We start from the raw sequence: 20,357 nt of genomic DNA on the forward strand, positions 1-20,357 counted from the left end.
CAAACCAAAAGCGCGGGAGTCTAACCAGAATCACGCCATCAGGGAAGCGGCGCGCTATCGCCCGGATTGACCTTTCCTGTCACTTGCTATAAATTTCTGCCAAAAATCGCACTCAGGAGAAGGATACTCCATGGCCACTCAGGAAGAGATGAGCGCCGCCCTGCAACCCCGCACCCGTCGTCAGAAACGCTCCCAGGCTGCCACCCTGGTACTCATGGGCGCCACGCCGTTCGCCGTGCTCGGCCTTGATCCACTACACACCGACGTGCGTGTTTTTCAGAACCTGCAAGCCTGCCAGGCAGCACTCTCCTCTGCCCCTGGTTACTGTGAAAGCCTTGACGCGGAAGCAGCATCCCGGCACCCGGAAATGGCCCCCAGGTACACCTCCCGACATCAGTGTGAAGCAGATTTTGCCCATGTCACCGGTGAAGAATCCTGTGCGAGCGGCTGGTGCAGCACTGAGAGCCTGTCCACCTGCGAGAGCACTGGGGACGGTTACTACCGGCCACCCTATACATCGTTCCTGGTTGACCAGTCTGTGATTGATGGCACCTATGAGGGCGAACAACCTGCGCCGGAATCACTGGATGGAAGCCAGCTGCAACCCGTGTATGGCATTTCCGACCACACCCTGAACAACACCGGCGACAACGATAACGCCTCACATCACAGTCACGTTCCCTTTTATTGGCACTATGTAGCAGCCAACGGGCAGTATCTTGGCAACAAGAACCTTCGCGGCCCCGTTACCCGGGCACGTACACAGCTGGCGGCCAATACCGGCAAAACCTACACCGGCACAACCCGGCGGGGTGGCTTTGGGGCGACTGCCAAGCAAACCATGCAGGCCGCAAGGAGCTGACCACCCATGCATACACGCACTTACCTTCGCCTGATACTGGTTATTGGCTGCTTTGTCACAGCACCTGCACAGGCGGAAACCTCAACGGAGCAACTTGCCGAAGACCTGCACCAGACGCTTACGGAAGCACCTGAATCCTTGCGCTGGCTTATGCCCAACGAAGACGAACCGCTCACCCACGAAGACGTCGGAATAAAATCAGAGCAATGCAGCCGCCCGATACCGGCCCAGGCAGCCCCCTCTCCCCGGTTTCTGGTTCGCTGCGTATCGCCCCAGCTCATTAGCTTCCAGGTGGTTGGCGTTCAGACAGTGACATCATGGGAAAACACCGAAGGCAGCTGGAACACCGGACAGATCGTCTCCATTCGTGGCGTGGCCGTCGACTCTTCCCTAAACCGTTACTCTGCCCGAAAGGTGGAATATAAAACGATCTGGCATGACGGCGATCCCCTCGGCCCTTATGAGCGTGCCTTCACTTTTCTGCCTGAGTCTGGCATCGACGAATTAAAGGCTTTCTGGGAGAACATGCCGGCGGAGGAGCACATCTCCCTCGCCGGACTTGAGCAATGGCGCCAGCTGACCTGGCCGGACGCAGTGGTTGGGCTTCGCCGTGAAGGCAAACTGTTGCTGCAATCAGGTTCCCTTGCCGGCACCAGCGACCTGCTGGAGAAAATCTCCGAAAAAGACGCCCTGCCCCCCTTTGCCCAGGGCCTGATCCGGCCGGTTACCGCAACGCGCTCATGGGATCCCTACAAACCACCCGGTGCGCCAATGTTTTTGCTCCACACCCTGGCCACGAAAAATTCGCAGTATGCCATCGCACTTTCAGACACCGCGCCGGACGAGATGCACAAGGACGCGCAACTTCTCAGCTCCGGGCAACATTACAATCTGGTGTTTTTGCCTGTTGAAAGGAATCTGTAAATCATGACAACTGACATTGCCGAAACGTCACTCCAGGCGGCTACCCCATTGAACACACTGAAACGTGTACCGGATGGCCAGAATAACACCGCACAGTTCCTGCTGACCGGGAACAGCAGCGCCATCACCAGCCTTCTGGTTATCTGGTTTCCCGTGTTTGCCGTGCTTTGTTACGGGTTCGTGGTGCCTTTCACCTTTACCGCCTGGGGAGAGAACAACCTGCTGCTGATTCTGGCCATTTGGTCCGCAGCCTGGCTTATGCTGACCCTTGTCACCCTGATTGCCGGCACGGGGCGACACATGTACAACGTCGACCTTGCTCAACGCACCATTACCCACCTGAACTCCGGCCAGACTACATCGCTGGCACTGGAACTGCGTCAACGGGCCGAAGGCGATGCACTGGAACTGAAAGAGCCACTGGATTCCGGCTGGCACCTGGAAGCTGACACCAGAACCGTTTCGGAACTGGAGCCGGAAGAGGCGAACGACATTCCCGAATGGCAGCCCCTCAGCCTCAAAGAACACTTCACGACAAAAGCCAAAGACGGCTCGCTGATGGCGCTGTTTGTGTTCATCAACATCCCGCTGGCGATTATTCACTTTGTCAGCAGCACCGGGGGCTTATTCTTTGCCTGCCAACTATACCTGCTGGCGGCCTGGGCAATCTCCCAGACCGTTAGCTGGCTGCTCGAGCGCCGTGACTACCGCTTGAATGCCTGACTCAGGCCGCTCTCCCACCCTTCAGGGCGTGGCTCAGCATGGCAATTTCAGTCCTGGCATCAGACAACATGTATCGGGCCGAAAGATGCACACCTTTGTACAAACGCTCCGGGCAGTCCAGATAATCAGTTGGCAACAGAACAGAACCGGAAAGCTCCCACAACCTCATAAAGCCATTAACAATCAGATCCTCACGCCGGGGCATGTCGACCGGAACCTGCTCTTCTGGAATCTCCGCGCATTCGAGAGGGTTGCAGACATAGTGATCGCCCTGAGCGCCGAGAACCATGACAGGAACCGCCTTTCCGGCGCAATTGAAGCGAGCCAGATAGGGGAAACGACGATCTTCGGGATTACAGAAAAACGGAGTGTCTCCATTGTCCGGTGTGGCACAGAGAAGGTTTCTTAGCTGGCCGCCAAGAAAATTGAAGCTGCCGTCAAATCGTAGGGATTCAGCAAACATTCCCCAGGCAAGATAGCGCTTGAACTGGCCTTTCAATGCTCCGGGAACCGGATGGAGGCCTGGTGCAGAAGGAAGCTGGCAGGGCAGATCACCCAACTGATCGATACGGATGGATTCCTTATAGAGGCTGACGGGCGTAATTCTGATGCCGTTAATCGTGTAGGCCTCATCAAGGTACTGAATATCAAACTGGGTCAGATCCGTACCGATTGGCCGAACCTCAAGCTTGAGCCGCTTGGCAACCGGGAACAGGTACTCTTCCACCAGCGAATAAATCTGCGTTGGGCCGCTGAGGTATTCGTCTGGCAGCGCCTGATTGGTTGCGGGCTCCCTGCCATCGCCAACATTAGCGGTTTTCTTTGGCGGAGAGACGTTCTTGAAGCTTGGTCTTGCCCTACTATCAAAAACAGCACGTTCCTGCGCAGACAGGGTCGACGCGGGTTCGGCCTCTCCCGGCAGCCTTGGCAGGTATGGATTCTGATGCCAATCCAGAGAATCGTCGAATATCAGTCTGGGAGCTTTGTCCACTTTGGTGCCGGATGTGAAAGACCATTGCTGGACGCAGCCAGGCGCCATATCCACACCCGCCTCGCCTTCCAGAGAGATGGTTTTAATGCGGCAATAAGTCGGTTCGCCCTTCCCGCTTTCTAGCAGAACGGTATAACCAAGCAGCAATAGTGTTGACCGCTGAAACAGTATGCTTTCACTGACCAGGGCCAGTGTGCCACCATCCGAATAGGCCAGGCGGGCCAGCTCCCAAAGTGGAACTGCTTTCACGGTGGGCTTGCCGAAATCCCCTGAATCAACCGACGAAATCAGGTTCGTCGCCTGGTCCTCGGTCAGGCTTATAAGAAGGGCAACTTCATCGCCAAAGAGTACCGAAATTGGCCGCTCAACACCGTCTTGGTCCGGGCAAAACAACGCAAAAAAGGGCTGCTCGGCCCAAACGCCCAACAAGTGCTTCTTGTCATTCTCATCCAGAGCTTTGCGAAGCCCTGCAACATCCGGCCCCGCCATCACACACCCTGCTCTACCAGTGGTTTGTCAGAAGTGGGCACGAAAACCAACTTCAAATGGCCTTCATCCTCGATCTGGCCATGAATCACGCCCTCTAGCGAAGGGTTGCCTTCATCATCAACCAGGGTGAAGTTGTCCGCGATAAAAGTGTCGATTTCCTGAATCACCGGAGGCACAATCTGGCTGCCGATAAACATCAGAAGCACCCCCATTGAAACCACCAGACCCGGGTTAAGCAGTAGAATTTCACCGAATGAGGGCCCACCCAAACCGACCCGGATAGAGCTCGGCCCGCCGATCATGATCAGCCCACCGATGATCGCAATGACAATGCCAACAACATTAAAAAAACCACCGACTTTCTGGCGGGATTCCAGCTTTTCGATGAGAGGGAAATCTTTAATACGATAAGGCAGGTCAGCTATTGTGAGCTGACGCTTAGAGGGGGATTCCATTCCTTTACTCCTGTTGTCTTCCTTGTGTTTCTACTGTTCCTGAGAGCGGAAATCTGCGGCCATGCTGGCCGCGCTCACTGGCACGCGACTATTATCTCTCGAAATTATCGTGGTGGCTACCCTCGGGCTGTGGTCCGGTTGCACTCTATCTCCGACAGTCTGCACTTCATTGCGTCATCAATCTCTTCGAGTTTGATCCGCGAGATGATGTTTCAAAGAATCAGGGGGTTCATCATGTTCGCCTCAGCATTTCACGGTGCTCTTTGTAAACTCATGAAGCTCATTCCGGCCAGGATATGAAACGGCTATTTTCCAATGCATCAGACAAATCCTTACGAATCTTCTTGTGGCCCTCGACGTAATTGTAGAGATCTGTGGCAAATATGCCGCCATCAGCCCGTTGCCGACTGAAGAAACGCCCCCGTTTCGCACTAATGTACTTATCATTGTTTTTCGCATAGATAACAAGATGCACAAAGCGGCCAAGGCGCGTGCTGAAGTGATCAACGACTTCAAAGTGGGAAATGTCCGACCACGGAATCTCTTTGAATTCACAGTCGTCAATTCTCAGGAATTGCGGGGTGATCTCAATAACATTGTTGCGAACTTTAAAATCGCGATACCAGATACTGAAAAGGAATAGACCCGCGAATAGCATAAACCCCATTGCAAAAACAAAGGATGTATCCTCATACATTAAGTAACCGGCCAAACCTGCCACCCCGAGAAACATCACGCCCGTCACGTAAATTGAAGGCTTATCTTTCAGGTAGACTCGGGTCCTGATGACCGGCATATCCTTATACATTGACTCCATTCAATTTACTCCTCAACCCCACAAACCTACTACAGTAGGGCGCTACCCTGAGTCGCCCCGCCTCGCTTCCGCTGTTGTGTTGACTGGCGCCGTATCTGCCACTGAGACAACGGACCCTTTCGGGCGACAGTCATGCCGCTTTCAAAGGCGCGGTTCAGTTGCTCGTTGGCACGCCTCTATTATCTTCCGTGACTAGCTCTTGACTGCCGTCAGGCAGTGACCAATTTGTTCTCAAGCTCCGACAATCTGCGCTTCATCGCGTCATCAACCTCCTCGGGCTTGATCCGCGAGATGATGTTGCGAAGAACCCGGATTTCGTTCGCATCAATCACGCCATCGCGCTCAGCGATACGGACAAGTTCTTCCAACTCCTTTGCATCGAGCTTTCCATCGTCGGCAAAGCATTGAATGGATCTGAATGACAGTTCGAGGTAATCGCGGCTTTCGGACATCATTATCTCCTTATTGTGAAATGGAATTCTGGTTAGCTGTATAACTACTTAGCGGCTTCTCGTCCCGTCCGGGTTGCCCGGGCCGCCGTTCGGTGTCTATGCGTTTGACCTTGCTGTGCATCTCATCCACTTTTTCCCGGAAAGTCTTGTCGTCCATGTCACGCCAGTAACGCACTGGCCGGCCATCAAATTCATAGAACGGGTATTGGGTAACCGTAGGCTCTTCCCGTTTCCGGAATAAACGTTTTCGTGGGTACTGCCAGACGTTACCAGACCAGTGCGGCGACTAATCTCCCATTCCGGGCCTCGACCGGTTTTTATGCACCACTTGGGGAAGAGCTTGAAGAGGATGGCTGAGGAAAGCCACATCAGCGCAGGTAGGCCTGAAATAACCAGGAAGTACTGACAAAAGTTCCAGAACAGCGTGGGCCAGCTTTCATTCTTGTCCACAAGCAGCTCGAATGAAATACCGGAAACCAACACAATTGGTACTGAAATCAAGAAAAAGCCTTTACCAAAAACGTCAAGGGCATCAATAACCCTTGAACGAAAAGCCAGTTTCGCATGGCGCAGGCACTCATGATCCGCCCGACCCTGAAAGCCAATGCCATCGAAAAGATCACCATGCTTTTCAACCCGCCTCAATATTTTCGGGGAGATTCTCGAGAATACAATGGGTGGTATTACATCCCTGGTATTTCCCCAAGGCATCCGGAAGCTTGCGGACCGATCCAGCCCCGCACGGTTCAGTTCCGCCGTTTGGTTGCTCTGAGCAGGAATGGCATCGGAACGGTAGGCAAACGGCTCGTAATAATCACTAGCGCTGGAGTCGGCCATGCCAGTCACGCCAGTTGATTGAACAACCGACTGCCCTGCAAGCGCCTGAGGTAATTGATCAAGGGGAGATTCAGCAAACTTAAAGGCGCCGCCATTAGAAAACCGGGAATGATCAAAAACAGCGACAGCTTGCTGACTCCCTTGCGAGGCGCGGCACAGCCTCTCAATCCGAACATGACCAGCCCGACAACAAACAGGAAAACACCGGCACCGAAGATACTTGCCATCGTCATGTGTTCAGGAACGGCTCTTTCCACCAGAAAGAATCCAAACATGGCAAGAAACCCAATCGTACAAATCACGCCACCGGCGGCATCCCCAGGCTTCTGGAGCTCGAGCTTTTCTGAGAGCAATTTCAGGGCTGTCGTCAGGGTATCCGGATCGGAGTGTTGAGGTGCAATATCCGCTCCCTTCACTGCCAACATCATGAAAGGTTTTTTGCGATCATCGTGTTTCAGCTGCAATGCCACGACATCGCCGCTTTGCCAATCCGTGGGCCTGCCACGCTGATTAACGGATGTAACGGTGGCGCCGGGAAGCGCCCGCTGGAGATCCTCGGCTAGGCTCTGGAGGTCTTCGGCAGAAATGCTCTGGTATCTGATTTCAGGGGCAAACAACATAGGATCATCCTTTTCCAGTTTCGCACTGCTTCCTGCAGTGGTTTCAAAAGTCGCGAGTATACACAGGGCTTCGCAATCAATCTATTCTCATCATTCCTGACATGGTCGCCTCTTCTCATGAGGCGTAGTTCAACTTCTCTGCCATCAAATTACGCCGCTGGGCGGTGTCGATGATGGTGACATCGGTGAACATCCGGTCCACTTTCTTCTTGAAGGTTTCATCGTCCATATCCCGCCAGTAACGTGGTGGCCGACCGGTTTTTTGATCATGTTCTGCAGTGGTTGGATCCAGCGGGCGGTATCGCTCCAGCATCGGAAGCTCCGGCAGCGGCTTCGTGATATCCATGTAGTTCTGGATAAAATCCCAGTAGGCGTAACACATGGTGGCGCTGCCGTGGGCGCCGAGAATATCGCCAACGGTGACGTCCAGCTTGCTGTAACGGTGGGAGAGCACGAGATCAAACAGGGTACCGAACCGATCCACCCGGGCACAGCACCAGGCATCAAATTCGTAGAAGGGTTTTTCGATGACTACTGGAGGTTTCCTGGGCAGGAACGGGAACTTCCGGGAATACTGCCAGACCTTGATCATGCCGGTGCGGCGGTTGAATTCCCATTCGGGGCCGCGGCCGTTTTGGTGGAGCCATTTGGGAAAGAGGCGGAAGGCTAGGTCGGAGATTAGTATAAGAACCCAGCCGCCCATTAGAAAGATAACTTCCACTGGAAACAAACCTTGCATGAACTCAGGCCAAGTTTCTTCTCGGGTGCCAAACAAAGGGGAGACCAAGAACAAAACAATCAAGACTATTGGAGACACGATGTAGGCCCACACTTTTCCCAGAACAGAAATCATGTCGAAAAAACGCGCCTGAAATGCCAGAGGTGCATGCCGAAAACATTGGTGACTGTTCTCAACGTAGAGTCCGAGCTTGTCCGCCTGATCTTCTTTTTTTTCCAGCCTTCGCAGTTTCTTGGGAGGATTTCCGGACATAAATGTCGGCGGCATGACCTCACGGGTATTGCCCCAAGGCAGCCGGAGGCTGGCGGACCTATCCAGACCCGTACGGTTCAACTCCTCCATTTGATTCTTCTGGGGAGGAATGGCATCGGAACGATAAACATACTGCCCGTAGTAATCACCGACGCGGGCAGTGCTGGAAGAATTATTCAACATTTCCCTGAACCTTTTGACGATACCAGAACGGCTGATCTCTACCCGGGAAAACGACATGGGCGCCACGTCCCTTCCATGCCGAATTGGTTTCCGTCAACGGGACTCCGCGCTCGTTGGCACGCAGCCATCTTCCGTGATTCTGGTCGTGGCTGCCGTCAGGCCGTGGCCAGTTTACGCTCTATCTCCGACAGTCGGCGCTTCATTGCGTCATCAATCTCTTCGGGCTTGATCCGCGAGATGATGTTGCGAAGAACCCGGATTTCGTTCTCATCAATCACACCATCGCGTTCAGCGATACGAACAAGTTCGCCCAACTCTTTTGCATCGAGCTGCCCGTCGTCGGCAAAGCATTGAATGGATCTGAATGACAGTTCGAGGTAATCGCGGCTTGTGGACATTACTGCTTCCTTTTTTGAACAAATTATTCGAGGGGGTTTACCCCGCGTGGCCACCGGGGCCACCTTTATCGCCAGTAATTCCCATTCCCTGGCTTCGTTCCTCTTCCATAAAGTCTGCTAAGACTTAACTTAAGACGACGCTCTGGTCTGGTAACGACCTCGGCCCCGTTTCTGTTGTCGTCCTTCCTCACGGCTTGCCTGCCACTGGGACAGCGGGCCCATTCGGGCGAAGGTCAGGCCGCGTTCATAAGCGCGGGTGAGTTGTTCGTTGGTGGCCTGCAGTGCCTCGGACGGTTTGGCCCATTGGGCTTCCGGCAGCGGTTCCGACCAGGCCTTCAATTCCGTCGGCAAGCTCCGCAAGGCCAGGGTTTTGATGCGGCGTTCGGTGATGATGTGGGCCAGGTAGCGCTGGAAGAACCAGTCACCCACTTTTTTCCAGAGCCAGGGCACCAACGACATCTCCTTTCGGGCCTGGCGGCACTTGGCCTTGTAGTGAGCCAGGGTTTCATCGTCCTTGGGATCCGGGCAAGCCTCCGGCCCATCTTCCATAAACCGGCGAATGCACTCCCACTGGGCCAGGCCCGCCGTTTCGTGACCCACGTTGATTTTGGCGGCCGCCAGCGCCGATTCCGGGTCATCCGGCTTGGGGATGGCTAGAGTGAGGAAGGTGTGGGTGGCCATCAGGCTGGGGCCGATGTTCTGCTGGGTTTCAATGAAGGCGACCAGCTTTTCCCAAGGGTGGACCTCGTAGACAAGGCGAGGGGCGTGTTTTTTCTTCAGACGGAGGGCGATAAAAAAATATGCGCCTATCAGCAATGTTTCTACTACCAAAGCCGTTGCGAAGATAACCACCAATTTACGAACATACTCTGGAGACTCTCCTTCCAGTGTAAAAGGCATAATTACAGCGGCAATCGTACCGATATATGCGATGTACGCGACACCAGCGGCACTGTCATTCCAAAATGGCAACTTTAACTCTCGCCCCCCCATCCAGCGAGGCATGGCCACTTCCCGACGCTGTCGATTCAACCTCACCGGCGGGCTCTCTCTAACCGCTTTATTGCCCAGGAAATGCATGTAGAGCCCCCAAGGCACCGTAATTAGAAGGTTCATCCCTCCCAAGAAGAGAATTGGGTCCCAATTCAATTCATGGTGACCTAAATAAAAATGAATAGTCATGGCCAAGCCGCCCAGCATCACCAAGACGGTAAGGCTTAAGAACATCAACGCAAATTCGGCGCCGAACAACAGGTTGCCTCCCTGTAAATCCAACCAGCCCTCGGTTTTTCGCCGGATCCAGGAATTGGCATCCACTGCCCGTTCACCTGTCGTCACCGGTGCTGGACTTAATGCCAATAACTGACCTTCCTGAGAAGTGCGACGAGCGCCAGGTTCCCAGATCGAGCCAGTGGATGTGTCTATTGACGAGGAATTTTGTTTATCTGTGGTCATAGTCACGTCTTACTGGGGTCGCTCATCAGAGCATGGAAGTTGGTAATCAAAGCGGTCAGTCGACTGTCTGGTTTATCCAGTGGCTTTATCGACTGCCATTTTTTATCTTCGTTGGCACCCACCATCGGGAGATCACCATTCTCGTGCAACAACAACTTATAATGGTAGGCCTCGCCAGCCTCAGGCAACCAATCACTGGTATTCGCTGCTTTGTATCGAAACGCGAGATAGAAGCCTTTTGAGTTATCCAGATCGGCCCCCGTCAGAGACACCTCCAGAGCAAACCCGGCCGTACCCATACTCTTCCTGATAACCGCCTGACTCCAGTAATCGTGATCAGGCTCCCAAACCGTGCCCTGCTGACGCAGTACCGACCACTCCATGTTGTCCGCTTGTAGGGTGGACAGGCCGGGCAATTCCAGGCGGAATGCGCAGTAACTCGTGCGCCCAGCCAAAGCCTCGCGCTCGGCCTTCACCAACAGGGTTGGTTGGTAGATGACTTTCGACAATTCGTGGCGCTGCTGATCCGCATCCCACTCTTTGGACTCGTTGCCCCAGATACTCTGTTCACACCAACGCTGTATATCTGTGCGCTTGAAATAGTTTTGTACCCAGTTGCCGACACAAACCAGAATCGTACCCACCCAAAGATAGGCATTAAGGCCGCGAAATACGCCGCCAGCCAAATCCAACATACCCCGGTTGACCGATTTCCAGGTTATGTCTTCGGAGACTTCACGGAGTACTTGAGAGATGCCAGCGGATCCATTTCTCGCCATTTTCCAACTGCCATATACGAGCAAACTGTCACCAACAAATGCAACACCGGCCCCCACTCGAGTGCCTCTAGAATTCGCAGACTTAAACATTAAAGAAAGTTGCTTAAACCAATCCGCTCCCGCTGCAAAGAAACCCGCCCAAGCCGCAATAGTCCCACCCCAGACATTCACCCGAGCCAGCCGACCCAACACTTCATCCGCCTGGGAGATGCTCTGGTAGTAATAATTAAGACGAGCGCTTCCAACAATGGTCAACACGCTAGCGGCAGCACCGATGGTGCCGGCGGTGCCACTAACAAATGACCAAAGTTCCGCCTCATCACCATCCTTATTCCACTTTTTAAAGGCATCCCAGGCCCCAACTGCCCCAATCATCCCCATAAACGAGACCAACCCCAGCCCACCGATGCGAGTGGATAGGTCCAACTTGTCCTTTCCGTGAACCATGCCCCGTCCAAAGTCCAACATACGGTTGAGGCCACCTCGATCCTTCAAACGCTTAAGCTCGTCAACTTCAGACTGCACGGCACGGCCATAAGTCGTCCGGGTTATACCACCGATCAGGAGGGCGCCACTATGGTTATTGCCCTCAACCGGGGAAGTATCCATCAAGTGAAAGCCTCGCTCTTTCAGCTCCTCAGCTAACAACTGCTTGCGGGCCCGAATTTCACCGATCTGTTGGTCATACTCCTGCTTGTACCGTCGACGGTCCCGGGAATTTGCCTCTCTCTGGCGCTTTTCAAGGCGTTTTTCCTCACTCAATGCCTCTTCATGCAGTTCCGCCAACCGCTCGATTTCCTGGACCGTGGATTCATGCTTTGCAAGGCTATCGGCATCGGCGATATCCAGGTCGATCTCATAGAGCCGCTGATTTTCAAAGATATGAGCGCGAAGGCCTGGTTTCATACGTTGAAAAACTTGCCTCAGCCGCCCATGCAAATCCGCTGCGTCGGCAGCATCAACCAATTCGAACAGGGCCAGACGCGCTGTGATACCAAGTCCGGCCACGTGGTGACTGAGCTGTTCGGCTGCGCCCGGGGGCAGCGTTGGAAATTGAAGGTAAGGGCTGTTATCAACAAGCTGAACCCATTCTCGGTAAGCTGCGGGGCCCTTCTTGGCCTCCATCAGGCTTTTGAGCACGTCGAGAAGATCCTTCAAAGTACCGGAGATGATCTCGGGTTTCAGGTCAAGTGAAATCAAGTGCTGGTGACCGATCTCCTCAAAGTAAAACTTCTTGAGGAACGTAAAGTCACCGTCGGATTGCGCCCGTTCCGTGAGTATCGTAATCAGCGCGTTGTCCATTTCCAGAAACGCGAGATAACTGGCTTCACTTGCCCTGTCGTGCAAGTGACCGTGAAGGTAAAAGCTTTCCAATAAGTTCTCGATATCGGCGACAATCCGCTGCTTCTCTTCATCAAACCAGGAAAGATCTTGCTGCGCCTGTGCCAGATAAGCCTGCATGTCGTCCAGTTTCACCAGGTCGGCAATACCCTGTTGGCCACTGAAGGCCGAACCATCCACCAGGTTTTCCTGATAGTCGGCTATCGTTTCCGCGACGTTGAGGATCTCCCGCCGCCCTAAACCCAGCTCGTCAGCCAACACCTGAGCCGCGTCATGCATTGCCTTCACCCGGTCTCGATCGGACGGGGTGTAATTATAGGTGGTTGGTCCAGCCACCTTCTGGGTACTTTGCTGATACTCAGGAAAGTCCTCGGCCAGTGTTTTTAATCGGGCCTGCTGATCCTTGTTGGCCTGAGCAATCTGCCCAAATAGTTCCTTAGCGTCTTCGTCCTCAGCGTTCTCTGCAAAGGCTTTGGCTATTTCACCAACCCGTTCACCGTCCAGGCGAACCAGATCACTGATGAAGCATGCCGGATAGTATTTTGCGTCCTCTTTCTCCAGCCAGGCATTGTGGTTGGTATCAACAACCGCCCAGGCATCCATAAGGTCATCGAGGTGGCCCACCAGATCGTCGACAATCAGGTAGGCATGATCTTGTTCGTAAGCGGCCAATCGATGGGCGAAGGGCTCTGGCCCTTTCTCCAATGAGGGCTGGGCCCAATACCAGGGTGCCAGCTCGATTTGGCCGTCCATGGGGACTGTCTGCGCTTCAGGGTGCGTAAGTAGGGCTTCGAGGTCGGGTTTAGTCAGCAACTGGGGCTTGCCAGTAACCGGACAATAGCCAGACAGATCCACCCGCCTCATCACATCACTGCGGTAGTTGTCCCACTGGATCAACATACTGCATTTTTTTGCCGTCAATTGGGTGGACGAAAACAGGACATCAATGTGGCCTTTGCGTGGCACCACGATCGCGGGAGTATCAGCCACTCCGGATCGTTGATCTCTCGCGGCTTCTCCATCCGTCCAAAGGCGCTTTCTGACCGCACCGCCATCCTTGACTTCGTATTCATGCAAAATGTCGGGAGCATCTGAATGGAACAGATAGAGGTAACCATCCCGTACCTGGCGGATACCTATAGGCTTGAATTCGAGATCGTATCTGGGGTCCAACGCCTCGTGATTCGCCGCATCATCAGTATAAGCATAACGGACCGGGATTAACTGAATGTCGGTGCGGGTCAGCGGGCACGCACCTTCTGCAGTGATGTCCGCCTGACTTCGCCGATCTCCTGCGGCAATCGGATTAGATACCATCATTCCCATGACTGTGCTCTCCCTGCATTCTGCATCTGGGCTATTTCCATCGCTGCCAAAGCTGCCATTCGCGCCTCAGAACCACCGGCTTCCGAAGGACGAGAATGAAACACTTGGTGAATATCCGGGGCGACTCTGTGCCATTGGTCCGCATCGCCAAGGTAGCCGAAAACCGTAGACCAATGCGTCAAGGCCTGAAGTGATGTGTAGCCGTTGTTGATCGCCTGGTTCATCATGGCACGCAACATTGAAATCACTTCTGCCCTGGGGGTCGTTGCCAACCGATCTGGAAAATACATTTCCAGGTGTTGGAACAACTTCACCAAGGTTGCTCGCCGATCGGTGTCCACTAAGCCCCTCAGAGTAAGTTCACTTATCTGAAAAGGGGCAGCTTCGCCCTTTTTCAAGCCGGCTCCCGGCGGTTCTGGCTGCACTTTGATATGCCAACCATCCCACAACGCGTCCGGTAGATTCACCGCCTCAAGTGTTGACCAGTATTCGGGCACACCGCCTTCGCCAGAAGGTGCCAGTAACACCCTGGCAACAGTCGGATCTGCGAACCGCAGCATGACTTCATGCCCCAGTGGGTGGCGCACTTTGTGAAATTGGCGGAGGTGATCAGCCACCGTATCCAGCGATTTTTCGCTGACGATACCGTACCCACACTCCAATACTTTCACTTCTGACAGTAACTGCCCCAATTGGGGATGAGATGGTTCAGTACGCACCAGTAGTGGTGCGACCTGTCGAATGGACGCCCATTCTGTTCCGTCGAACAGGTTGCTATAGTCCGGGGCGTCAACGAGCTCATAGAGCCATTGCTCCGCTTCCGCACGCTTGCTGCCATCTATCAGAACATAGTTTATGTGAATATTCCGGGCCGATGCCCTCTCACTGGATGGACCGCCGTATACATCAAGCATTGGCGTCGCCCTTGGCCGTTTCGTCGTCCGCTTGGCAAATTGACGTCAGGGCCTTTCCCTCCTGCAGGGCGCGAATCTGGGCATCCGGCTGGCCATTACCTCGCTGGTGGACATCAGCAAGTTTTACTGGCGCCACAGCCCAACCATTCTTCTCCACCAACCCAGGCATCTCCGGCACCTGAACCTTCTGCCCACTGCCTTTGCCCGGAGCACCGCCGGCGTTCATCTTGATGGCCGCCCCGCCCATGGCGACGCCGCTGGGGTCGATTTTCACGAAGCTGCCGCCGGCCTTGAGGGTGATTTCGGCGCCGGCTTCGATAACGGCTTTCTGGCCGGCCTTGATGTGCAGTTCGGTGCCGGAGTCGCTGAGCCAGGCGGTGCCGGCTTTCAGGTGCAGGGTGCCGGTGACGTTGAAGCTGTGGTCCTTGCCGGTTTGTTCCCGCTTCTCGCCATCCACTGTGGCGTGGTCATCGCCCTTGGTGTGAGCCTTACGGTGGTTGTCCACGGCCAGGTGGCTGTCGTTCCTGATGACTTCGGTGCGGTTGTTTTCCGTCAGCAGGTCCAGGTCTTTCTGGGCGTGGACGTAGATCTGTTCTTTGTCTGCCTCGTCCTCGAATCTCAGTTCGTTGCTGCCCTCGCCCTTGTGGGTCTGGGTTTTCAATGTGGTGCGTGTCTTGTGTTCCGGCAGCGCGTACGGCGGTGTTTTGGTCGCGTGATAGGTTCTGCCGGTAATGATGGGCTGGTCCGGGTCGCCGTCCAGGAAGGAGACGATGACTTCGTGGCCGATTCTCGGCAGGGCCATGAAGCCGTACTGGCCGCCGGCCCAGCCCTGGCTGACCCGCAGCCAGGCGCTGCTGTGTTCGTCGTTCTTGCTGTATCTGTCCCACGGAAACCGCACTTTCACCCGGCCGTGTTCGTCGCAGTGGATCTCTTCGCCTTCCGGGCCGGTGACGATGGCCATCTGCGGGCCGTCCATTCTGGGAGGGTGTTTGATTGGCGAGCGCCAGGTGCGGTCGGCGGGGATGGCGTTAAACTGGTTGCTGTAACTGGTGGGCTCGGAACCGCCCTCTTCTTCCAGCGCCTGGGGCTGTTTGCCGGTGTGGGTGATGGCGGTCAGCAGCCATTCCCGGTTCAGGGTCTCGCTGTCGTGGTCCGTGAGGGCCACTTTGGCGCCGGCGGTGAAGTCGGCGCGGTTGCTCTTGCCACTGGCGGTGCTGGCGTCGTTTCTCAGGGCGTCCAGCCGGGCTTCGGTGAAGGGCTGGCCACTGGCGTCCTGTTTGAAGCGACCGGGGTAGTCGTAGTGCTGATAGTCTTCCCGGTGCTGAACATCACCCGCGGCACTGTCGTGCATCAGGGCATAGGCCGGGTTCCTGAAGGTGTAATCCTTCATCGCCACGGCACTGGCGCGGACCCGCTCCTGGTGGGCGAAACGGAACACGCAGGGGGTTTGGGTGCTGCCGCCGGCCTTGCCGTTGTAAGTCACGGACTCGAGCCTGGGGGCGTCGCCGTGGTGATCGGCGATGATCAGGGCCGGCTGTTCTTCGCCGTCTACCGAGCCGTGGTGGTAACGGTAATGCCAGCCTTCCTCGGCGGCCAGTCTCTCTACAAAATCCAGGTCGCTTTCCCGGTGCTGGACGCAGTATTCCCGCTCTTCCGGGTTACGCTTGAGATCGAACACGGTATCTACGATGCCCCGCTCTTCCAGCAGGGTGCGTACGATGGCGTCGGTGGTCTGGGTCTGGAAGATGCGGCTGTTGTGCATCAGGCCCAGGCGCCACAACGGGGGCTGGATGATGAGTTCGTAGCGGGTGCGGCGGTGGCCAGAATCACCGCGGGCGAATTCGTTGACCACACCGGTGAAGCGACGCAACGGCGCGCCGTCCTGCCAGACCACCAGGTCCACGGCCTGTTCCAGTACATCGGCTGCCGCTACCGACGGATCGGTGCTGGCCAGCGCCAGCTTGCCGTGAAACAGCTCGGAAAGGTTCTCGGTCAGCTCGAAGCCGACAACGGAAAAGTGATCAGAGGAAAATCCGCCAATGGTGGCGGTGAACTGCAGTCCGCTTGCCTGGGGCATGTCTTCGGTCCCTGAAGAATGTGGTGCAATTAAAGGCTCAGTAACGCTGGCCGCCCTACACGGTCCTGTGCAGGGCGACCCATAGTCTAATACAGACTGCGTGGTATCTGGTACCCCGCAAGGAGTTCCTGTGTGAACGGGTTGGTATTACTGGCCGCGTGAAGGCGATAGCGCATCTCGCCGTCATCCAGCGCAAACTTCACGTCCACCGCGCTGCTGCTGACGCCGGTGATATCCGCCCGGTCGAGCAACCGGAACAAGGCCCAGGGTCCGTTTTCAGACAGGCTACGGGGCGAACGGTTCACCTGGGTCGGCACCAGGGTCACACGGCTCTCCACGCTGTCACGCAACGTATTTGGCCAGACCAGCGGTATGCTCTGGCTGGGTCCGTGGCTGAATTCCACCAGCTGTCCATCCACGTTCACCACACTGCGGCGCTTGTTGGAGGACAGGTTCAGGGGCTCCAGTGCGAACTCCACATCCAGGGAACCACCACGGGTGAAGAACGCCCTGCGGATGGTTTTGGCCTTCTCCAGTGCCGCCCGGACGTCGGCCCGAACCAGGCCCGCCCGCCGTGATCCGGCCACGTGCTCCGGATGATCTTCCAGGAACAGTTTCAGGTTATCGGTATAGAAAGTGTCCAGCACGCCTTCCGGGGCAAAGAATCGTTCGAAGTCCTGCAGGGCAGCGTCACGGCCGGCTCCGGGGTTGAATGGATAATGCCGAGCCAGGGACTGCTGGAACGGTTGGTACACTTCCCGGTACCACTGGCGCTCCAGTTGCGCAACGGCCTGATCCAGAACCACGCGCCAGCTTTCCGCCGCCAGCTTGTCCAGCATCCGGTTCAATGGCGCCGGCTGGTTTGAAGCCAGTCGCTGCAGGGTGAATATCGGGTCGGCGCCCTGCAATCCCATCCGCGCACGGGCGGCCTGCAAGGCTGCCTTACCGCTATCCGGCGCTTCCTGGATGCCCCGCATGTATTCGTGCAGGTCACCTATCACGCCCATCAGCTGTTCCATGCCAGAAGGGTTATCGCCCTGCTTCTGGTTCAGGTGGTTAAGTTCCGCAAACTGGCGGTCAATTTCCTGGATCATGGCAAAGTGGGAGGATTGTTCCAGAACCTTACGGGCCGCTACCGCACCAGCGTCTTCCTCATCACTCACCTCAGGCACCAGCCGGGTATGATGCGTTACCTGTCCCACCAGCTGCTGCAGGGGCTGATGGCCACTGGTCAGACTCTCGAGCACCCGCACCCCGTGGTTGAGATCACTGAAGCTCTGCACATCAACCCGGCTCAGGGCTTTGCGCCAGGCATCCGCGTAACGGTCGGCATACAAGGATTGCAGCTCCGCCGTCAGCTGTTCCTCGTCGGATTCACTGAAATCCACATCGTCCCGACGCCCCAGAACCCAGGCGTCCACCAGGGCCAGTTCGGTAACGGAATCGGATTTGCGCAGGAACCAGCTGTTCAGCCCTTCGCGGGTGAGCAGTGAGGGAATCACCAGCGGGTCCTCTTCCAGGCTTTCCTCCTGCAAGGGTTCACCACCCTCGTCGAGATTGGTGAACACGGTGCTGAAGGCCGGCCCCGATTTCCTCGCCAGATCCAACGGCGACCCGAATTCCCGGGCGGCCTCTTTCTCAAGGTCGTCGTACACCCGATCGGTGGTGGAGATGCGGCCCAGCTCATGCTGCGCCCATTGCACGCTGCTGCGGAAGGGCGCAAGCGCCATGTCTGCGGTCACGTCTCCCTGACGGACCTGCTCCGCCAGATCGGTGTGGGCAAGGGCGTAATCCAGGTGGCGGCGCAGCCGTTGCTGCCTGTCGCCCTGCCCGGGGAACCGGGCCTGCCAGTACTTGGCCATGTAGTCCGTTACGATATCGTTCCGGCGGCCACTGGCATCGTAGAGCATGCGCAACACCCGGAGGTGGTCCAGCCGTTCCGGGCTGTTATCCGGCGCCCGGCCCATCTCCCCCATGACACCAAGCATCAACGTCGGGAGGTATTGGTAAGTCAGCATATCCAGATAGGAAGATTCCACTTCCGGGCCCACACGCTGGCCCTGGTACAATCCCATATCGGTCACCAGGGGCCAGCTGTTCCGGTAATCGCCAAAGGCGAGCGTGGCTTCTCGCAGCTCATCCAGTGGCTCTAGCAGATTGCTTCCGGTGGTGTCCGGTTCGTAACCAACCGGCCGCCAGTTGTCGATAAAGCTCCGTACCCGCTGTTCGACGGCCGTGGCCGCTTCCGCGTTTTTGATGAAGTAGTGTTGCCAGCCTGCGGTCATACCCAGACCCGCCGCAACCGCCACCACGGCGGCAACGGCCACCTGGCGTTGGCGGCTGCGGACAACCCGTCGATTATCGCCGGCCAGTCCGGACTCCCGGTAAATCACATCCGGGAACAGACCGTGGGTAAACAGGCTGGCCGACTGGCCCTTGCGCTGGGCAGGCTGGATCGGGTCCGAGAGCTGGTAATTCGCGGCTGCGGCGGACACAAAGGCATCCTCCGGCACACCTTCCTGAATCACCGAGGTAAAGTAGGTACCACGCACCAGAGCCGGGGTCGAAAACGCATCTTCTGACAGCAGATCCGCCAGGAACTGCTCCAGTACCGGCTTCAGGCCTGCCAGTTGCCGGGTAAAGGAATAGACCGACGCCCGCTCCTCGGCATCACGGGTAACTGCCAGCACATCCGGGAGACGGGCATTCAGTTGCTCGACCAGACCGGTGAAACGTTCCGAGAAGTCTTCCAGCCAGTCATCCCCTTCCAGCTGTGCTTCAAGCGGGAAGGTAAACCCGAGGGGCTGTTCCCGCTCTGCCTTGGTGAGGGTCTGCACAAAGGGACCGAAACCGTACAGCAGATCCAGCTTGGTAAAACTGACATACACCGGCAGCCTTGATCCCAGCTGTTCCATCAGCTCCCGCAGGCGAGTGCGCAGGAGAATCGCCTGGGCCTGACGTTGTTGATCGCTGCCCGTGCTCAGGCTGGCGAGATCAATAGTCAGCACTACGCCATTCAGCGGGCGCTGGGGCCGGTTTTTCTCCAGCCACTGCATAAAGTGCTGCCACAACCGTTGCTGCAATTCGTGACGGGCGCCTTCACCGTTATTCTGGCTCAGCAATTCACCATCGGGATCAATCAGCACGCCGTGGTCGCCAATCCACCATTCAAACCCATACGGGTTACGATCCGACCGGGGATTGCGGGTCACGTTGGTCAGGGTATAGGTCTGGCCAGAGCGTTGAATCAGGCTTGTCTTGCCGGCGTCCTCCAGCCCCATCACCAGATACCACGGCAGGCGATACAACTCTTTGCGACCCGGAAGGTTGCTCTTGAGCGCCTGCAACTGACGATCCAGCAGGCGTTTCTGCCGCCGCTCCAGCGGCAGAATGGGATCTTCCTCTTCCCGCTGTTCATCGGCCTTGGCGGCATTGATCTTGCCCAGACGACGCGCCAGCAGGGTTCCCCATATCATGGCCACCAGCAACACAACCCCCAGGGTGACCAGGGCTCGCATCTGCCAGGCGGCCAGCGGGTATTCACCGTTTATCTCGAGCCGGGGCCCCAACCACCAGGTAGCTCCCAACAACACGATGACCCCAAGGGCCAGGGTAATCGGCGCGGCGCTGCGCAGGTACGGAAGAATCCTTCGACCGATGAGTAATGCTTTTCTCCACATGGCGTCCATTCCTGAAATTGAGATATCTGAGTGATTCCTGAAG

16 protein-coding genes are annotated in these 20,357 nt (G+C 56.2%); 3 read left to right on the top strand and 13 right to left on the bottom strand.

Annotated elements, in window-relative coordinates; genetic code table 11:
* Positions 1-130 precede the first annotated feature (130 nt).
* Genes ACJO5Y_RS17745 through ACJO5Y_RS17755 form a run of 3 tightly spaced genes read left to right on the top strand, consistent with a single transcriptional unit; the run spans position 131 to position 2,509 of the window.
* Positions 131-862, top strand: coding sequence for a DUF1190 domain-containing protein (locus tag ACJO5Y_RS17745; protein ID WP_406989075.1), 732 nt, complete (start codon positions 131-133; stop codon positions 860-862).
* Between the two features lie 6 nt (positions 863-868).
* Entirely contained in the window at positions 869-1,786 is a 918-nt protein-coding gene (locus tag ACJO5Y_RS17750) for a hypothetical protein (protein WP_406989076.1), read from the top strand.
* Positions 1,787-1,789: 3 nt separating this feature from the next.
* A complete protein-coding gene (locus tag ACJO5Y_RS17755; RefSeq protein ID WP_406989078.1) occupies positions 1,790-2,509 on the top strand; it encodes a hypothetical protein in 720 nt (239 codons plus the stop codon).
* A gap of 1 nt (position 2,510) precedes the next feature.
* On the opposite strand, the gene ACJO5Y_RS17760 is transcribed toward ACJO5Y_RS17755, so the two are convergent.
* From ACJO5Y_RS17760 to tssM, 13 genes are all read right to left on the bottom strand, one after another.
* Positions 2,511-3,989 (bottom strand): hypothetical protein, encoded by a 1,479-nt coding sequence (locus tag ACJO5Y_RS17760; RefSeq protein ID WP_406989079.1) that lies wholly within the window; start codon positions 3,987-3,989, stop codon positions 2,511-2,513.
* Positions 3,989-4,444, bottom strand: a complete 456-nt coding sequence (locus ACJO5Y_RS17765) for a hypothetical protein (protein ID WP_406989081.1) — start codon at positions 4,442-4,444, stop codon at positions 3,989-3,991. Before ACJO5Y_RS17765 ends, ACJO5Y_RS17760 begins: the two co-directional genes overlap by 1 nt.
* A 280-nt stretch (positions 4,445-4,724) precedes the next feature.
* Complete coding sequence (locus ACJO5Y_RS17770; protein WP_406989082.1) at positions 4,725-5,261, bottom strand: hypothetical protein; 537 nt, start codon at positions 5,259-5,261, stop codon at positions 4,725-4,727.
* Positions 5,262-5,470: 209 nt separating this feature from the next.
* On the bottom strand, positions 5,471-5,713 hold the full coding sequence (locus ACJO5Y_RS17775) for a hypothetical protein (protein ID WP_406989083.1): 243 nt from the start codon (positions 5,711-5,713) through the stop codon (positions 5,471-5,473).
* 96 nt (positions 5,714-5,809) lie between these two features.
* Positions 5,810-6,550 carry a hypothetical protein gene (locus ACJO5Y_RS17780; protein WP_406989084.1) on the bottom strand — a complete coding sequence of 247 codons (741 nt, stop codon included), beginning with the start codon at positions 6,548-6,550 and terminating at the stop codon, positions 5,810-5,812.
* 5 nt (positions 6,551-6,555) lie between these two features.
* Entirely contained in the window at positions 6,556-7,170 is a 615-nt protein-coding gene (locus tag ACJO5Y_RS17785; RefSeq protein WP_406989086.1) for a hypothetical protein, read from the bottom strand.
* Between the two features lie 115 nt (positions 7,171-7,285).
* The gene (locus ACJO5Y_RS17790; protein ID WP_406989087.1) at positions 7,286-8,401 is read right to left on the bottom strand and encodes a hypothetical protein; all 1,116 of its coding nucleotides are present in this window, start codon (positions 8,399-8,401) and stop codon (positions 7,286-7,288) included.
* A gap of 98 nt (positions 8,402-8,499) precedes the next feature.
* Complete coding sequence (locus tag ACJO5Y_RS17795) at positions 8,500-8,742, bottom strand: hypothetical protein (RefSeq protein WP_406989088.1); 243 nt, start codon at positions 8,740-8,742, stop codon at positions 8,500-8,502.
* 129 nt (positions 8,743-8,871) lie between these two features.
* Positions 8,872-10,197: a hypothetical protein gene (locus ACJO5Y_RS17800; protein ID WP_406989089.1), complete on the bottom strand. Its 1,326-nt coding sequence runs from the start codon at positions 10,195-10,197 to the stop codon at positions 8,872-8,874.
* A 2-nt stretch (positions 10,198-10,199) separates the two neighbouring features.
* The gene (locus ACJO5Y_RS17805; protein WP_406989090.1) at positions 10,200-13,643 is read right to left on the bottom strand and encodes a toxin VasX; all 3,444 of its coding nucleotides are present in this window, start codon (positions 13,641-13,643) and stop codon (positions 10,200-10,202) included.
* On the bottom strand, positions 13,634-14,557 hold the full coding sequence (locus ACJO5Y_RS17810) for a DUF4123 domain-containing protein (protein ID WP_406989092.1): 924 nt from the start codon (positions 14,555-14,557) through the stop codon (positions 13,634-13,636). The genes ACJO5Y_RS17805 and ACJO5Y_RS17810 overlap by 10 nt, the downstream gene beginning before the upstream one ends.
* On the bottom strand, positions 14,550-16,634 hold the full coding sequence (locus ACJO5Y_RS17815) for a type VI secretion system Vgr family protein (protein ID WP_406989094.1): 2,085 nt from the start codon (positions 16,632-16,634) through the stop codon (positions 14,550-14,552). The genes ACJO5Y_RS17810 and ACJO5Y_RS17815 overlap by 8 nt, the downstream gene beginning before the upstream one ends.
* 86 nt (positions 16,635-16,720) lie before the next feature.
* Positions 16,721-20,323 carry a type VI secretion system membrane subunit TssM gene (tssM, locus tag ACJO5Y_RS17820; RefSeq protein ID WP_406989095.1) on the bottom strand — a complete coding sequence of 1,201 codons (3,603 nt, stop codon included), beginning with the start codon at positions 20,321-20,323 and terminating at the stop codon, positions 16,721-16,723.
* Positions 20,324-20,357 lie beyond the last annotated feature (34 nt).

Source organism: Marinobacter alkalisoli, assembly GCF_045449855.1.
Taxonomy (GTDB): Bacteria; Pseudomonadota; Gammaproteobacteria; order Pseudomonadales; family Oleiphilaceae; genus Marinobacter.

Coding starts and splice junctions, on each gene's coding strand:
- ACJO5Y_RS17745 (WP_406989075.1), top strand. CDS start 131: ATGGCCACTCAGGAAGAGATGAGCGCCGCCCTGCAACCCCGCACCCGT.
- ACJO5Y_RS17750 (WP_406989076.1), top strand. CDS start 869: ATGCATACACGCACTTACCTTCGCCTGATACTGGTTATTGGCTGCTTT.
- ACJO5Y_RS17755 (WP_406989078.1), top strand. CDS start 1,790: ATGACAACTGACATTGCCGAAACGTCACTCCAGGCGGCTACCCCATTG.
- ACJO5Y_RS17760 (WP_406989079.1), bottom strand. CDS start 3,989: ATGGCGGGGCCGGATGTTGCAGGGCTTCGCAAAGCTCTGGATGAGAAT.
- ACJO5Y_RS17765 (WP_406989081.1), bottom strand. CDS start 4,444: ATGGAATCCCCCTCTAAGCGTCAGCTCACAATAGCTGACCTGCCTTAT.
- ACJO5Y_RS17770 (WP_406989082.1), bottom strand. CDS start 5,261: ATGGAGTCAATGTATAAGGATATGCCGGTCATCAGGACCCGAGTCTAC.
- ACJO5Y_RS17775 (WP_406989083.1), bottom strand. CDS start 5,713: ATGTCCGAAAGCCGCGATTACCTCGAACTGTCATTCAGATCCATTCAA.
- ACJO5Y_RS17780 (WP_406989084.1), bottom strand. CDS start 6,550: ATGGCCGACTCCAGCGCTAGTGATTATTACGAGCCGTTTGCCTACCGT.
- ACJO5Y_RS17785 (WP_406989086.1), bottom strand. CDS start 7,170: ATGTTGTTTGCCCCTGAAATCAGATACCAGAGCATTTCTGCCGAAGAC.
- ACJO5Y_RS17790 (WP_406989087.1), bottom strand. CDS start 8,401: ATGTCGTTTTCCCGGGTAGAGATCAGCCGTTCTGGTATCGTCAAAAGG.
- ACJO5Y_RS17795 (WP_406989088.1), bottom strand. CDS start 8,742: ATGTCCACAAGCCGCGATTACCTCGAACTGTCATTCAGATCCATTCAA.
- ACJO5Y_RS17800 (WP_406989089.1), bottom strand. CDS start 10,197: ATGACCACAGATAAACAAAATTCCTCGTCAATAGACACATCCACTGGC.
- ACJO5Y_RS17805 (WP_406989090.1), bottom strand. CDS start 13,643: ATGGGAATGATGGTATCTAATCCGATTGCCGCAGGAGATCGGCGAAGT.
- ACJO5Y_RS17810 (WP_406989092.1), bottom strand. CDS start 14,557: ATGCTTGATGTATACGGCGGTCCATCCAGTGAGAGGGCATCGGCCCGG.
- ACJO5Y_RS17815 (WP_406989094.1), bottom strand. CDS start 16,634: ATGCCCCAGGCAAGCGGACTGCAGTTCACCGCCACCATTGGCGGATTT.
- tssM (WP_406989095.1), bottom strand. CDS start 20,323: ATGGACGCCATGTGGAGAAAAGCATTACTCATCGGTCGAAGGATTCTT.